This is a genomic window from Fluctibacter corallii (assembly GCF_025751585.1).
Taxonomy (GTDB): domain Bacteria; phylum Pseudomonadota; class Gammaproteobacteria; order Enterobacterales; family Alteromonadaceae; genus Fluctibacter_A; species Fluctibacter_A corallii.
This window is the reverse complement of record NZ_JAOWKX010000002.1, coordinates 172,873-188,537: the sequence shown is the minus strand read 5'-3', so window position 1 is coordinate 188,537 and position 15,665 is coordinate 172,873. Positions and strand designations below refer to the sequence as shown.

Annotated in this window: 11 protein-coding genes; 10 read left to right on the top strand and 1 reads right to left on the bottom strand. The window is 45.2% G+C overall.

What is annotated here, in order from left to right; genetic code table 11:
• The first annotated feature begins 9 nt into the window (after positions 1-9).
• The 7 genes from OE749_RS04380 (at position 10) to OE749_RS04350 (ending at position 11,161) form a co-directional block, all read left to right on the top strand.
• Positions 10-894 carry a CvfB family protein gene (locus OE749_RS04380; protein ID WP_263711140.1) on the top strand — a complete coding sequence of 295 codons (885 nt, stop codon included), beginning with the start codon at positions 10-12 and terminating at the stop codon, positions 892-894.
• Between the two features lie 9 nt (positions 895-903).
• A complete protein-coding gene (locus OE749_RS04375; protein WP_263711139.1) occupies positions 904-1,302 on the top strand; it encodes an OsmC family protein in 399 nt (132 codons plus the stop codon).
• Between the two features lie 294 nt (positions 1,303-1,596).
• A complete protein-coding gene (locus OE749_RS04370; protein ID WP_263711138.1) occupies positions 1,597-2,670 on the top strand; it encodes an efflux RND transporter periplasmic adaptor subunit in 1,074 nt (357 codons plus the stop codon).
• 14 nt (positions 2,671-2,684) lie between these two features.
• Positions 2,685-5,996, top strand: coding sequence for an efflux RND transporter permease subunit (locus tag OE749_RS04365; RefSeq protein ID WP_263711137.1), 3,312 nt, complete (start codon positions 2,685-2,687; stop codon positions 5,994-5,996).
• The gene (locus OE749_RS04360) at positions 5,989-9,054 is read left to right on the top strand and encodes an efflux RND transporter permease subunit (protein WP_263711136.1); all 3,066 of its coding nucleotides are present in this window, start codon (positions 5,989-5,991) and stop codon (positions 9,052-9,054) included. Before OE749_RS04365 ends, OE749_RS04360 begins: the two co-directional genes overlap by 8 nt.
• A gap of 171 nt (positions 9,055-9,225) precedes the next feature.
• Complete coding sequence (locus tag OE749_RS04355) at positions 9,226-9,741, top strand: RNA methyltransferase (protein WP_263711134.1); 516 nt, start codon at positions 9,226-9,228, stop codon at positions 9,739-9,741.
• Between the two features lie 244 nt (positions 9,742-9,985).
• Complete coding sequence (locus tag OE749_RS04350; protein ID WP_263711133.1) at positions 9,986-11,161, top strand: hydroxymethylglutaryl-CoA reductase; 1,176 nt, start codon at positions 9,986-9,988, stop codon at positions 11,159-11,161.
• Between the two features lie 65 nt (positions 11,162-11,226).
• Here OE749_RS04350 and OE749_RS04345 read toward each other — a convergent pair whose 3' ends face one another.
• Complete coding sequence (locus OE749_RS04345; RefSeq protein WP_263711131.1) at positions 11,227-12,141, bottom strand: alpha/beta hydrolase; 915 nt, start codon at positions 12,139-12,141, stop codon at positions 11,227-11,229.
• A 167-nt stretch (positions 12,142-12,308) separates the two neighbouring features.
• Here OE749_RS04345 and OE749_RS04340 point away from each other — a divergent pair, with 167 nt between their 5' ends.
• Genes OE749_RS04340 through OE749_RS04330 form a run of 3 tightly spaced genes read left to right on the top strand, consistent with a single transcriptional unit; the run spans position 12,309 to position 15,665 of the window.
• Positions 12,309-13,607, top strand: a complete 1,299-nt coding sequence (locus OE749_RS04340) for an efflux RND transporter periplasmic adaptor subunit (RefSeq protein ID WP_263711130.1) — start codon at positions 12,309-12,311, stop codon at positions 13,605-13,607.
• Positions 13,608-13,636: 29 nt separating this feature from the next.
• A complete protein-coding gene (locus OE749_RS04335; RefSeq protein ID WP_263711129.1) occupies positions 13,637-14,338 on the top strand; it encodes an ABC transporter ATP-binding protein in 702 nt (233 codons plus the stop codon).
• 10 nt (positions 14,339-14,348) lie between these two features.
• Complete coding sequence (locus OE749_RS04330) at positions 14,349-15,665, top strand: ABC transporter permease (RefSeq protein WP_263711128.1); 1,317 nt, start codon at positions 14,349-14,351, stop codon at positions 15,663-15,665.

Sequence of the window (15,665 nt, the reverse complement as noted above, 5' to 3'; positions counted from 1 at the left end):
ACAATAGCTATGTTACTTAAATTAAGAAAAAAGTCAGAATTTATGCTCAATATTGGCCAAATAAATCGCCTCCTTGTGTCGGATGCTTTTCCTTTCGGGTTTTATTTAAAACATTCACTCGAAGACAGTCCAGAAGATGCGGTATTACTGCCTCTCGAAGATGCGCCCGATCCTTGTGAGATTGGCATGGCATTAGACGTATTCGTTTATCACGATAGCGATGATCGTCTGGTCGCTACGTTAAACACGCCCAATGCAATGTTAAATGATGTGGCATTCATGCGAGTGAAACACGTTACGGGTGTTGGGGCTTTCTTAGATTGGGGATTAAAAAAAGATCTATTAGTACCTCATTCCGAGCAAGCCAAGCCACTTCAGGAACGCCTTGGCTATGTGGTGTTTGTTTATCAAGATGAGGAAACCGATCGCCTTGCGGCATCGACAAAACTTCATCGCTTTCTGGACGAGACAAATGAACAGCACTTTCGTGCTAAACAGCCAGTAAAATTGCTTATTTACGGTAAAACTGAGCTTGGTTATAAAGCCATTATCGACGGCAGTCACCTTGGACTTATTTTCAAAGATGAAGTTATCTTTCCATTGCGTGTAGGCGACACCGTTGACGGATTTATTAAACGTATTCGCAGCGACGACAAAATCGATCTGTGTTTTCAGTTTCATGATGACAACGCGCGTGCTAGCTTGGCAGACCAAATCCTAGACGATTTAGAGGCACATGGTGGAATCTCAACACTAACAGACAAAAGCCCAGCAAATGAAATTAGCCAGCGTTTTGGCGTAAGTAAAGGTGCCTACAAAAAAGCCTTAGGCGCGCTTTATAAGCAAAAGCGTATCGTGCTGGAAAAAGACAAAATTACACTTATCAGCAAATAAGGAGCAAGTATGAAAGCGCATGTGAAATGGCAAGGAGATATGACGTTCTCTTGCGAGACATCAACCGGCCACACCGTATTAATGGACGGCACGAAAAAAAATCCGACACCAATGGAAAGCGTGTTGTTGGCAGCAGGCGCCTGCTCCTCAATTGATGTTGTGGAAATTCTTAAAAAAGCCAGACAAGACATCACGGATTGCCAGTGCGAGTTAGTTGCCGAGCGCGCGAAAACGCCCCCTATGGTATTCACTGCAATTCATGCCAAATATGTTGTGACGGGACACGATATCAGCGAAAAACAAGTCCAACGCGCCGTATCTTTAAGTGCCGAAAAATATTGTTCTGTGATGCTGATGCTCAAAGGCAATGTAGACATTACTACCTCATACGAAATTAAACCTGCGTAGTTTCGTTATTAGTTAACATGGTCAGGAGCACTCATTGGCTCCTGAACCTTGTTCTACCCACCCTGCTCTATCATTAGTGAGCAAACTCACGACTATTTAGCCTTTTTCACTAATTTTCAAAAAACAGACACACTCCCTTACAATTACACACAGTTAAATTACTGTTTTTAAAGTAAATTTATTCATGGCACGCGGAATGCAGTCTCTGCAACTACATCACTAATTTACGGTAAGTCTGGCGTAAAAACCCAAAGAGGAAAACACAGACTTCTGCCACGCTGAGGGGATAAGAATATGGAATTACGGAAATCAACACTACGCACTTTGATGTTGACCAGCGGACTATTGCTAACAACTTCGCAACTATCGGGGTGCTTTGATGCAGAAGCCACTAATCAACAAGACGTTGCTGTTCAAGAAATTGCAATTCCCGTTGAAGTCGGCCACACATCAATTGGCGCAATATCTTCCAACTATGCCACAACTGCGATTCTGGAAGCCAAGGAAGAAGCCTTTGTCGTTGCGCGAGCATCGGGCATTATCGAGAAAATTCTGGTGGAAGAAGGCGACTACGTAGAAAAAGGACAGGTGCTAGCGCAACTTGACCCTCAGCGTTACATTCTAAGCCTGCGCCGCGCAAAAGCTGACCTTCAAGGCATCGAAAAAGAGCTCGCCAAAATCAATAAGGTATACGACAAGAAACTCGTTAGCGACGACATTTATGACAAACTGACCGCCCAATACGAAGCGGCACAAGCTACATTGAAATTAGCCGAACTAGACCTCAAAGAAGCCACGATTGTTGCCCCTATCTCGGGCTATATTGCCGAGCGAAATGCGAAAGTAGGTAACCTCACCGAGTCTTTCCAACGTGAACGCATGTTTCATATTGTGCAGCAAAAAGATTTATACGGGATTGTCCATTTGCCAGAAAAAGAGCTCGCAAAAGTTCACGCCAATCAACGTGCATCTTTGCGCTTAACAGCACTGTCGAATGCAACCGTGACGGGCTATGTTGAGCGGATCAGCCCTGTAATTGACTCACAAACAGGTACATTCAAAGTCACTTTACGCATCCCTAATGAAGACAATCAACTAAAAGCCGGTATGTTTGCTCAGGTCAATTTAAATTACGACACGCGAGAACAAGCCACTTTGTTACCGCGCCGTGCTCTGCTATCAATTGACAATGAAAACAACGTTTTCGTTATCGAAGAAGGTAAAGCCAAGCGTGTGAAAGTCAATATCGGTTACGAGGAAGATGGATTCGTAGAAATCCTCGACGGGTTAAAAGCCAATCAACAAGTGGTGATCACCGGACATCAAAACCTGAAAGATCAAGCGCCTGTTGACATTGTAAACGGTTAACAGGAGAACGCGTTATGAGCTTTGTAAAAACGTCGGTTAACCGACCCGTCACCGTGTGGATGATCACCTTTGCCGTCTTATTGTTTGGCATGGTGTCATTGTCAAGATTGGCCATCAATCTTTTACCTGATTTGTCTTATCCATCACTAACAATACGCACCGATTACGCTGGCGCTGCGCCAGCGGAGATTGAACAGTTGGTATCTAAACCGATCGAAGAGGCGGTTGGGGTTGTAAAAGGTGTACGGACTGTTAAATCGGTTTCAAAGGCTGGCCGTTCTGATGTACTCCTGGAATTTGAATGGGGTACAGAAATGGAATTTGCCAGTCTGGAAGTACGCGAAAAACTCGATGTAATCAACCTACCTTTAGATGTAAAAAAGCCGCTGATACTGCGTTTTAACCCCAGTTTAGATCCCGTTCTCCAATACGGTTTTGGTGGAAATACCGAGGCAGATGCGCTCACCCCAACTGCACTTAAACGCATGCGCACATTTGCTGAAGAAGAGATTAAACGCAAGCTAGAATCGGTTGATGGCGTGGCATCAGTACAAGTGGGCGGTGGGCTAGAGTCCGAAGTACACGTATTAATTGATCAACAAAAGTCTAGTCAACTCAATATTCCTATCAGTGACATTGTCACCCGGTTAAAAGAAGAGAATATCAACGCTGCGGGAGGACGTGTTGAAGACGGTTCCCAAGAGTATCTGGTACGTACCCTTAATCAATTCGATAGCCTTCAAGATATGCGCAACGTGTTTATTGCAACACGCCAGGGACGCCACATTCGTTTGGGCGACATTGCAACCATCACCGATGCGCATAAAGAACGTAGTAGTGTTACCCGCGTAAACAGCATAGAAGGTGTAGAAATTGCCATTTATAAAGAAGGCGATGCCAACACCGTTCATGTTGCGAAACAAGTAGAAGCACGCCTTCAACAATTACACGAATCCCTGCCAGAGGAGTATTCGTTAACACTAATACGTGACCAGTCGCAATTTATCGGCAATGCGATTAGCGAGGTCAAACGCGCTGCGATTATCGGTGGTGTGTTGTCTATGTTTGTGCTGTATTTATTTCTTCGTAATATCTGGCCAACACTGATTATTTCTATCTCTATTCCTGTGTCTATCATTGCCACATTTAACCTCATGTACGCCAACGATATCAGCCTAAATATCATGAGTTTGGGCGGTATCGCACTGGCCATTGGTCTTCTAGTAGACAACAGTATTGTTGTTTTAGAGAACATTGACCGTCATAAGCAAATAAATCCAGCGATTAAAGAAGCGGCAACCCAAGGTACCAAAGAAGTATCCATGGCGATATTCGCATCAACGTTAACTACAATGGCGGTGTTTTTTCCGCTGGTGTTTGTGGAAGGGATTGCTGGCCAGTTATTTAGTGATCAAGCTCTTACTGTTACATTTGCGCTTGCCGCGTCTTTAATTGTCGCCCTATCCCTTATTCCTATGTTGGCAGCAAGAGAAAAAGTTAATGCACACACGGATGCTGCCACTGCAACCCAACAGGAGGTCGACCCGAGTTTATTGTCGCGTCAGTACACGCCAACGCATCCGGTTAAAAAAGCGCTGTATTTATTCACTTGGCCCGTGCGTAAACTCTTTGTGGTGATGTTCTATTACCTGCCTCTCATGTTAACCACCACAGTGCAGTTTCTTGTCACTATTATCGGCAAAGGACTATCTGTCATATTTCGTCCAGTTACAGGCGTATTTAACTGGATATATACACGCTGTGAACGTGGCTATAGTTCAGCGTTACTCAAAGCAATGCAAGCGAAATACATCGTTATTGGTGGTGTCGTTACACTGTCTTTGGCGTCACTTTTGCTGTTGCCACGTCTGGGCATGAATTTGTTGCCAAGTTTATCTCAGGGTGAGTTCTTCGTTGAAGTCAATATGCCCACTGGTAGCCAATTACAAGTCACTGATACGGTATTAAAGGATCTTGCTACCTACGCAGAGACTTTGGAGGGCGTAGATCGTACTTACTCGCTCGCAGGAACAGGTAGTCTGATGAATGCGTCACCCTCACAAGGGGGAGATGATTGGGGCAAGCTTAATATTGTTATGGCGGACACAGCGACGCCAGCCCAAACAAGCAATGCAAAAGCCGCATTACGCCAATATCTCCAAAACAAACCCGGCGTGATCAGCCAGTTTGGTCAACCCGAACTGTTCAGCTTTGCGACACCACTAGAGATTCACGTTGTTGGGTACAACCTCAAACAATTACAAGCACAAGGAGATAACATCGTTGAGCGTCTGTCTGAAAACGCGCGTTTTGCCGATGTATCTTCCAGTTTGCAAGCGGGCAAGCCTGAGTTGAAAGTTGTGTTCGATCACAGTCGCTTAGCCCAACTTGGATTGACGGCCGCTGATGTGTCCAATCACATTGCGAGTCAGGTGGGAGGCGAAATAGCAAGCCGTTATAACGTGAACGACCGCCAAATTGACATTTTAGTCAGAGCAATCGATTCACAACGCGACTCAGTGGCAGACATCAACAGCCTGATTATTAATCCAGGACAGCAACCACCTATTCCCCTTTCAGCTGTGGCAGACGTGTCGAAATCGATTGGTCCGAGTGAAATCACCCGTGTAGGCCAACAACGTGTCGTGATTATTTCTAGTAACCTGGCTTACGGTAATTTGGGTGAAGCGACTGAAGAGGTAAAAGCATTGCTCGCCGATGTTGAGCTACCACCAAATTTGAGCCTAACGATTACTGGACAAAGTGAAGAAATGCAGAACAGCTTCCAGTCTTTACAATTTGCATTGTTACTGGCTGTGTTCATGGTATATCTTGTGATGGCTTCACAATTTGAATCATTGCTACACCCATTTTTGATTTTGTTTACTGTGCCACTGGCATGTGCAGGCTCGATTTATGGCCTTTATCTTACCAATACCAGTTTGAGTGTGGTGGTCTTTATAGGTCTAATTATGTTGGCGGGTATTGTGGTTAACAACGCTATCGTACTCATTGATCGCATCAATCAGCTTCGAGCTAACGGCGCAGAAAAACACGCAGCCATTATCGAGGCCGCGCAATCTCGTCTTCGCCCAATCATGATGACAACATTAACCACCACACTAGGCCTTTTACCCATGGCTATTGGCTTAGGCGATGGTGCTGAAATGCGAACGCCGATGGCCATTACCGTGATATTCGGGTTGCTGTTTGCCTCAATATTGACGCTATTTTTTATACCGGCGATATACAGTGTGTTTGATCGCAAACGCTATGAAGGTGCGCAGCCAGATACGACAAAAATCGAGGAGCCAGTTTATGGATAAATTCGCTCATAGCGGTGCGCAGCTCGCGTCTTTCGCTTTGCGTCGCCCTGTCACCGTTTGCATGTTCTTCTTTTCTTTGCTGATAGTGGGATTGGGCGCGAGCCGCCTTCTTCCCCTAGAGCGGTTTCCCGGCATTGAAATACCAGAGTTGTATGTAAATATTCCTTATTACAATGCAACGCCTGCCGAGGTTGAAAAAATGATCACCCGCCCTGTTGAAGAGGCGCTAGCGACCATGTCAGGTATAAAACGATTACGGTCACGCTCAAATGAAGACAGCGCAGAGATCATGCTTGAGTTTGCTTGGGGCGAAAATATCAAAGCCAAGAGTGTCGAAGCCAGAGAAAAAATTGATGCCATTCGTCACCTGCTTCCTCAAGACATCGAACGCATATTGGTCTTTAAATTTAACACCAATGATATGCCCATCGTACAATTGCGTGTATCAAGTCAGCGCGATTTATCTAATGCCTATGACTTGCTAGAGCGCAACTTAAAAGCACCAATAGAGCGTGTAAAGGGCGTATCGCGCGTGACGCTGTATGGGGTATTGAAAAAAGAAATATCTATTCGACTAAATGCCGAAAAGATTGCCGCATTGCACATCGACACGGCACAACTGGTTCAACGCTTACGGGCTGAAAACTTTTCGATGACAGCTGGCAGCTTCTACGACCAAGCGCAAAAAATTACAGTTAATCCAGACGGCGAATTTAGAACAAAAGAAGAAATTGGTGATGTTTTAATCACGCCTAGCGTTAGGCTACGAGATATCGCAGATATTATCTATGAAACACCGCGTCGCGTTGAAGGACGCCATTTAGACCAAACCTATGCTGTAGGCTTAGACATCTTTAGAGAGTCAGGGTCCAATCTGGTTGAAGTATCAAAAGGGGTGCTAAACGTCGTTAATGACGCAAAACAGAATACGGCTTTCAACGGTATTAACTTATTTGTGATGAACGATGAAGCAGACAGCGTCACCTCTAGTTTGCGTGATGTGCTCAATGCGGGCCTTATTGGTGCATTACTGTCGATTGGTGTGCTATACCTGTTTCTGCGCAATATTACTACCACGCTGATTGTGGTGTTGTCTGTGCCATTTTCAATTTGTATCACCCTCGCTTGCATGTATTTTATGGGCTACAGCTTGAATATTCTGTCACTCATGGGGCTGATGTTGGCGGTAGGTATGCTAGTTGATAATGCCGTTGTAGTAACGGAGAGCATTTTTCATGAACGAGAAACCAACGCCGATACGATTGACGCAACCAAAAAAGGCGTTGCTAAAGTCAGCTTAGCGATTATTGCCGGCACAGCGACAACCGCGATTGTGTTTCTTCCCAATATTGTCGGTGTTAAAGTCGACATAACCGTATTTCTTGAGCACGTAGCGGTTGCCATTTGTATTTCGTTGTTTGCGTCACTTTTGCTAGCACAAACGCTAATACCGTTACTTGCAACAAAGGTCAAACGTCCACCCGCGACAAAAACACAAACAAAGTCTGCATTTTACCAACGTTACGGCCGCACATTAACGTGGATGCTACGCCACCAGAAAAAGAGTGTCGCTATCGCACTTGCCATTTTAGTTAGCACAGCCGTGCCAATAAGCGTTGTCAGCAGCGACGATGAAGGTAACAATCGCGCAGATCGCTTGTTCATTAACTACCATATTCAAGGTAGCTATAGTTTGGAAGAGGTAGAAGAGGAAGTCACACGGGTAGAAAACTATCTGTATGACAACCAAGACGCATTCCATATAGAGCAAGTATATTCTTACTACACGCCTGGCCGTGCAAATAGTCGAATCGCCTTAAAGCCAGATTTACCCTTCAGTGTGAGCGAACTAAAAGAAAAAATACTTGAGAATATGCCAAAGCTTGCGCGCTCTCGCCCTAGCTTCCAGTGGGAAGAAGGTAATGGTGGTGGCGTAAAAATCACTTTGTTAGGAAATGCATCAGAAACGCTAATGAGTATTTCTGACAATATCCTGCCCATTCTGCGAAATATCGAGGGATTGGAAGACGTAAATACCGAACTTGATGGCACCAAGTTTGAATTACAAATTAACGTTGATCGCGTTAAAGCTTACCGATTCGGATTGAGCGCAAAAGACGTCGCGGACATTGTCTCTGTTGCACTACGCGGCTCGAATTTGCGTACATTCCGCCACGGAGATACTGGCGAGATTGGTATCAAACTGTTGTTCGATCAGGATCTACAGCACTCATTGGAAAAAATGCGTCAGTTAACCATTATCCGAGATGGCACTAAAAATATCACGCTAGATATGCTCGCAGACATTAAGGTTGCACCTCGATTGTCACAAATTGAAAGGTCGTATCGCCAAACCTCTCTCACTATTGGTGCAAACCTCAGTGAAGACACCACAATGGAGCAAGCCAGAGATCGTATTGAAAGCGCCATGTCTCACGTCAATCTGCCAACGGGCTACAGTTGGACACTAGACGGTGGATTTCAACGTCAAGACGAAGGACAAGCCATTATGATCACCAATATGCTGTTGGCAATCTGCATGATCTACGTAGTAATGGCGGCATTATTTGAGTCGTTACTACTGCCTACGTCGGTAATCACGTCCCTGCTCTTTTCCTTTACGGGTGTCTTCTGGGCCTTTTTCGTGACCGGAACCCCTATGTCAGTAATGGGCATGATAGGTATGTTGATTCTGATGGGCATCGTAGTGAATAACGGGATTGTATTAGTGGACCGAATCAATCAGCTTATACATCAAGGATCCAACCTGCATGACGCAATCGTAAATGGGTGCCTAGACCGTATTCGCCCGATATTGATGACAGTCGCCACCACAGTATTAGGGTTACTTCCTCTTGCGCTTGGCAATACGCAGTTAGGTGGTGATGGGCCATCATATTCGCCAATGGCCATTGCCATTATTGGTGGCTTAATTGTATCCACGTTAACGAGCTTGTTTTTAGTGCCGTTGTTTTATTTATTGTTATTGAAGCTACGTCATAGAACGCTAACGATGGTTCGTACCAGCCGTTTTATGGTACGAAAGGTGCTGCCTTAACATACTGATGCGGTAACTCAATGCGGGCTGTTAAGTGAGGAAGCTAACGCCCGCATGTAACTTGAAGCGCACACCAACTTGCCCAAAATAAATTTTCACGTACAATCGCCGCCATCGTGGCACTATTTTCCTTTTCGTTGTATGTCAAATTCTCAGTCTTTGAAAAATCAGATGTTAAATCAAGTCACACTGGGGGTCATCAACCCTAAAAGTGCCAGTAACATGGGCAGCATACTGCGCGCCTGTGGTTGCTATGGTGTTAGTAGCGTTTTTTATACTGGCCAGCGCTATGGCTATGCTAAGCAATTTGCAACGGATACCAAAAATGCAAGCCAATCTATTCCCACCATTGGTTGTGCCGATTTGAAAGAAATGCGCCCTAAAGGGGCAAGAGTCGTTGCCGTTGAGCTAATCGAGGGCGCAACGCCCCTTCCCCACTTTGAGCATCCCGACAATGCATTTTATCTATTTGGGCCCGAAGATGGCTCCATCAGTCAACAGGTATTAGATTGGTGTGATGATGTGGTTTATGTACCAACAAAAGGCTGCATGAACCTCGCTGCCACCGTTAATGTGCTGTTATACGACCGACTTGCGAAACGACCTGACACGGTTTATTCCGACGAACACATCGTAGCTAACCGAGATACCAACAACCGCGCGAAACATACCAAAAACAATAATTAAACAACTTTTTAACCCACCCATAAGAGGTAAATATAATTACCTCATTTTTCTATCACTCATTTTGATATTTGTTCATAATTTAAACTTTTCCTTTGTCATCTTCTCGTAACCGTGGTTAGATTGAATTAACGGTTAGCCAGGCAGTAACATACTGACCGTGCTTCGATACTGTCAGCAGTTCAGACAGGATGTATTCCCTGTTTGCTCATCGTCAAACAGGTGATTGGGATGAGGAAGATGAAAGATGGCAAATGAAAATCGTATACCTAGAAACGCAATGGACGACCACACCAATGAAATGGCGCGTGAACGTCGACACTATTTACAAGAAAAAACAGGCGCTGAGCTGAAGTATACTGGCGACTACACTATCGACCCTGCCGTCTTACCCGGAAACATAGAAAACTTTATTGGCATCGTACAAATGCCAGTAGGCGTGGCGGGTCCTGTACAAATTAACGGCGAACATGCTAATGGTCTTTTCCATGTTCCTCTTGCTACGACAGAAGGCACGCTCGTTGCCAGCTACAGCCGTGGCATGCGAGTCATCAACGAATGCGGAGGTGTTAAGACCACAGTTGTTGAACAGGCGATGCAACGCGCACCGGCGTTTATATTCAATGACGCTCGTGAATCTCGCCAGTTTGGGCAATGGGTAGAAGAGAATATGGAGCATATTCGCGAAGTCGCACAGAGTACCACTACCATTGGTAAACTGATTAATATACAGCAATGGTCTGTCGCTAAAATTCGCTATCTGCGCTTTAACTACACCACTGGCGATGCCGCTGGCCAGAATATGGTCGGTAAAGCCACATTGGCTGCATGCGAATGGATCAAAGCATATTACCCTCACGGATGTGAATATTTATTGTCAGGCAACATGGATACCGACAAAAAACACTCTCATCTCAACATGTTGCATTCTCGCGGTAAGCGCGTCATTGCAGAAATCGTGTTGAAGAAAGACGTGATGGCAAAGATTATGAAAGTAGACACCGCACTGATGGCAAAAGCATCGGTTCTTGCCAATACAGGCGCTATGATGGCAGGTGCCGCATACAATGGCCCTCATTCTGCAAATGGTATTGCATCTCTGTTTATTGCTACAGGTCAAGATGAAGCGAATGTCGTGGAATCTCATGCAGGATTACTCTCTCATGAATTGCTTCCCAACGGCGACTTTTACCTCGCGGTTACCTTGCCTTCATTAATTGTTGCAACCTACGGCGGCGGTACAGGCCTTCCCACACAACGTGAATGTCTGGAGATGTTGGGGTGTTATGGCAAAGGTAAGGCAAATAAGTTTGCTGAAATCGTAGCGGCCACTGTACTAGCGGGCGACATTTCCCTTGCTTGTGCCGTTATCGCAGGCCATTGGGTTAGCAGTCACGACAAATACGGTCGTAATCGACCATAAACGGCTGGTGTAAATACTAGTACCCTGTCCGCCACACTGTTGTGGCGGATGTCGGTATCAACTATTCACCGATTAATTTGCTCAGCAACAAATTCAACACAAGCCTGTCCTGATTCACTAATGCCTGACAATTGGAAGAAGCCATGTATGACGCCTAAAAAACGCTTGCAGTGTGCGTCAACACCATGAGAAATCAATAGTTCATGCAACCGCTCCCCCTCATCTCTAAGAGGGTCAAATTCTGCGGTAATAATGACCGTCGGAGGCAAATCTGAAAAATCAGACGTGAGAAGATCTAATTCCGATAGCGCGGAATTATTTTCGCTACCTTGCGCATACAATGCAAAACCAGAAAGCAACATATCAGCCGTGATGAGATAGTCAGTTCCATACACAGAGTAACTATCGGATTTTCCGAAGGGGTCTAGCATTGGGTATATCAAGATCTGCTTACGTGGTAACCATGATTCTGTGCTTTTGAGCTTGAGTGTTGTAGCTAAGGCTAAATGCCCACCAGCACTATCTCCTATAAACGTTATGTTTTCTGTATCACCACCATACCGCGAAGCAACCTCTTTAATTCCTAGAGCCGCTTGGTAAACATCTTCATGAGCGGAGGGATAAACATATTCTGGCGCTAGCCGATACTTAATACAGATAACCACCGTATTCGCTAACATAGCGACCTGTCTCATTTGAACGTCATGTGTTTCAAAACCGCCACTAACAAAGCATCCCCCATGAAAATATACCGTTACAGGTAATTGGGTTTTATTCGCGGGTTTATACACTTTTACACTAACACCGTTCACTTCATCTAAACACTCACTATGGACGACTGGACTCTTGCCTGCCAACTCTGTGCTTGCTAAGTAACCCGCTCGTCTTTGCGGAATAGTTTGCTTGCTGGGACATGGCTTTCCACTCTCATGATACGCCTCTACAAGCTCTCGAATACCCTTTTCTAAGCTAGATAACATGTTATTTCTCAATCGCTAAACACTAAACCATCATAAACCAATAACATGAGCACTGTATATACATACAGGTTAAATATTTACATAAAAATATTTTACTTCTTCTTTAAACCTTTTATTAATTCCTCGCGACTTACTCCTTGATTGTTCTTATTTTCAGGGAAACGACTGTGACAATTTCAGACACAAGCGGACAGGATGTTGTACTGTCCAAACCTTCAAAACGTAAACCCATGCTGATTGCATCCGGCGTCATTGTTGCCAGCATTGCACTTGCCGTCATGGTAGCCCCCGCGATCAGCAGCTGGTCAAGTTCGGATGCGAGTGTATCGTCTAGTAGAGTCAGATTGGCGACTGTATCGCAAGGCGACTTTGTTCGAGATTTATCAGTGCAAGGGCGTGTTGTAGCTGCGGTCAGTCCCCGCCTCTACAGTACAGGTCAGGGCACAATCACCTTTCATGTTGATGCAGGTGACGAAGTAGAAAAAGACCAAGTTCTGGCCACCATCGACAGTCCAGAACTCACCAACCAACTTCAACAAGAGCAGGCTTCGCTACAAGAACTGCAAATGTCTCTGGACAGACACAAAATTCAGGCGAAAAAGCAAGCACTTGAAAATCAAAAGTCGGTTGATATGGCGAAAGTCGCTTTAACCGCAGCAGACCGGGAAAAACGCCGTGCTGACAAAGCTTACTCAAGTAACTCCATTAGCCAGATTGATTTTGAGAAGGCACAAGATGAGCTTGAAAACGCCAGGCTGGTTCACAAACATGCAGTGAAAGACGCTGAACTAAACAAAGAAAGTCTGGCCTTTGAAATTCAAACAAAACAATTACAGGTAAATCGTCAATCACTGCTAGTAAATGAACTCGCCAGAAAGGTTGACGAGCTGGAATTACGCTCACCTGTAAACGGCATTGTTGGTAATCTTGCGGTACAGCAAAAAAATCAAGTAGCGAAAAATCAGCCCATATTGAGTGTGGTTGATTTGTCAGAATTTGAATTAGAAGTTGATATTCCCGAAAGCTACGCTGACGATTTAGCCATCGGCATGGATGCTAACGTTACCCTCAACGGTGAAATGTACTTAGCAAACCTTATCACTATCTCACCTGAAATTGAGAACAATCAAGTGACTGGGCGAGTACGTTTCGCCACCCATAACACCGTGGGTGAACCCCTTACATCACCTTCTGGCCTGCGCCAGAATCAACGTTTAACCACGCGTATTCTGATGGAAAATAAAGCCAATGTGCTCATGGTTGAGCGAGGCCAATTTCTAGAAAGCGGTGGGGGTCGATATGCCTACATTGTTAGAGATGGCATCGCAGAAAAAACGGCTATCCGCACAGGCGCGCGCAGTCTGGCAAACGTCGAGATCCTATCAGGGCTGGCCGCGGGCGATACCATCATTGTATCAAACACAGAACAATTTCAGGACGCAGAACGCGTACTGATTACACAATAATCACCCCAGTCTGGCGGGAAGGAAAAATCATGTTAAAAATGACTAATGTAAAAAAAGTATTTCGCACCGATCTTGTTGAAACCCATGCACTGCGTGACTTTAATTTAGATGTAAAAGAGGGAGACTTTGTCGCAGTAACAGGCCCATCTGGTTCAGGCAAAACAACATTTCTCAACATCGCTGGCCTACTCGAAACCTTTGATGGTGGGAGCTACCAGCTTGACGGTAAATGTGTCAGCAACCTCTCTGACAGCCAACGTAGTAAGTTACGGAATGAAAAAATCGGTTTTATTTTCCAGAGTTTTAACTTGATCCCAGATTTAGATCTGTTCGATAACGTAGATGTCCCCCTTCGATATCGAGGTTTTAATCGGGCCGAGCGCAAAGCCCGTATTGAGCAAAGCTTAGAAGTGGTTGGTTTAGCCAATCGCATGAAACACCTTCCGTCTCAATTGTCTGGTGGACAACAGCAACGTGTCGCCATTGCACGGGCCCTAGCGGGAGAGCCTCGCTTTTTATTGGCCGATGAACCGACGGGAAATCTAGACACCAAAATGGCACATAGCGTGATGGAATTGCTACAAAACATCAACGCCCAAGGTACCACTATCGTCATGGTGACTCACGATCAAAAACTCGCCAAAGAAGTTCAGCGTAACATTTTTGTGCGAGATGGCCAGGTGAGTGAGTTGCACTCAGTTGGCGACATCCCATCAGCAGCGATGGCGTAAGGACCCTACTATGTTTTCATATTACTTGAGACTGGCTTTCAAAAGTATGGGAAGAAACCCTATTTTATCAGCCTTGATGGTGGCAGCCATCGCATTGGGTATTGGCGCGAGTATGACTACGATTACAGTCAATTACATGATGTCGAGTAACCCAATACCCGAAAAAAGCGAACAGCTTTTCTATGTACAAGTCGATAATTGGAGCCCACACAATCCTTATGATGATGAGACTGGCTTCCCACCTACCCAGCTCACGTGGCGTGATGCCAACAATTTATACAACGCGCAACAAGGGACGCGACAAACCATCATGGCAAAATCCGGTGGTGTAGTCCAACCAGACGACCAAGACGTCAAGCCTTTCGAAGCAGCCTTTCGTTTAGCCACTAACGAATTTTTCGCCATGTTCAATGTCCCATTTTTATTTGGCTCAGGCTGGGACACACAAGCCGATAAAAACCGTGAACACGTAGTAGTGATTACAAAACAAATCAATGAGCGTGTATTTGGCGGAGACAACTCGGTTGGTCGAGAGCTCACAATTGCTGGACATACCTTCAAAGTCATTGGCGTCCTTGATACTTGGCAACCCATACCTAAATTCTACGACGTGGAAAACGGTGCGTTTGAAGATATTGAAGACGTATTTATGCCCTTTTTGCTGAAAGAAGAGCTGGAGCTACCAAGCTGGGGCAATACAAGTTGTTGGAAACCGCGCGAAAGTGATGGTTTTCATGCCTTTCTTAATTCGGAATGCATTAACTTTCAAATGTGGGTGGAACTACTTGATGCTAACGCCGAATCAGGTTACCTCGCCTTTCTTAACAATTATGTGAATGAGCAAAAATCGTTGGGCCGCTTCCCTCGCCCGCTAAATAACAAACTCAGTCACGTCATGGAGTGGATGGAAATCAGCGAAGTGGTGGAAGAAGACGCAAAGGTCATGATGTGGTTGTCTCTCATGTTCCTCACTGTGTGTTTACTCAATACCATAGGTTTGCTACTAGCAAAGTTCTCTAGTAAATCCTCTGAGATCGGCTTAAGACGAGCCGTGGGTGCTTCGAAGAAAGATTTATTTTATCAACACACGGTCGAAACCGCCTGTATTGGCTTGCTGGGTGGCCTATTAGGATTAGTTCTCGCTCTGTTGGGCCTTACTGGCATTAAATCATTATACGGCGACTTTGCCACTAAAGTAGCCAATTTTGATTTTACATTGGTCCTACTCGGGTTACTCCTCGCGTTGATATCTAGCATTGCCGCAGGCCTCTATCCGACATGGCGCGCATGCAATATTCAACCCGCCAGCCAACTTAAGAGCCAGTAG

Excerpts from the sequence above, each read along its gene's own strand:
- OE749_RS04380 (WP_263711140.1), top strand. The coding sequence starts at position 10 with ATGTTACTTAAATTAAGAAAAAAGTCAGAATTTATGCTCAATATTGGC.
- OE749_RS04375 (WP_263711139.1), top strand. The coding sequence starts at position 904 with ATGAAAGCGCATGTGAAATGGCAAGGAGATATGACGTTCTCTTGCGAG.
- OE749_RS04370 (WP_263711138.1), top strand. The coding sequence starts at position 1,597 with ATGGAATTACGGAAATCAACACTACGCACTTTGATGTTGACCAGCGGA.
- OE749_RS04365 (WP_263711137.1), top strand. The coding sequence starts at position 2,685 with ATGAGCTTTGTAAAAACGTCGGTTAACCGACCCGTCACCGTGTGGATG.
- OE749_RS04360 (WP_263711136.1), top strand. The coding sequence starts at position 5,989 with ATGGATAAATTCGCTCATAGCGGTGCGCAGCTCGCGTCTTTCGCTTTG.
- OE749_RS04355 (WP_263711134.1), top strand. The coding sequence starts at position 9,226 with ATGTTAAATCAAGTCACACTGGGGGTCATCAACCCTAAAAGTGCCAGT.
- OE749_RS04350 (WP_263711133.1), top strand. The coding sequence starts at position 9,986 with ATGGCAAATGAAAATCGTATACCTAGAAACGCAATGGACGACCACACC.
- OE749_RS04345 (WP_263711131.1), bottom strand. The coding sequence starts at position 12,141 with ATGTTATCTAGCTTAGAAAAGGGTATTCGAGAGCTTGTAGAGGCGTAT.
- OE749_RS04335 (WP_263711129.1), top strand. The coding sequence starts at position 13,637 with ATGTTAAAAATGACTAATGTAAAAAAAGTATTTCGCACCGATCTTGTT.
- OE749_RS04330 (WP_263711128.1), top strand. The coding sequence starts at position 14,349 with ATGTTTTCATATTACTTGAGACTGGCTTTCAAAAGTATGGGAAGAAAC.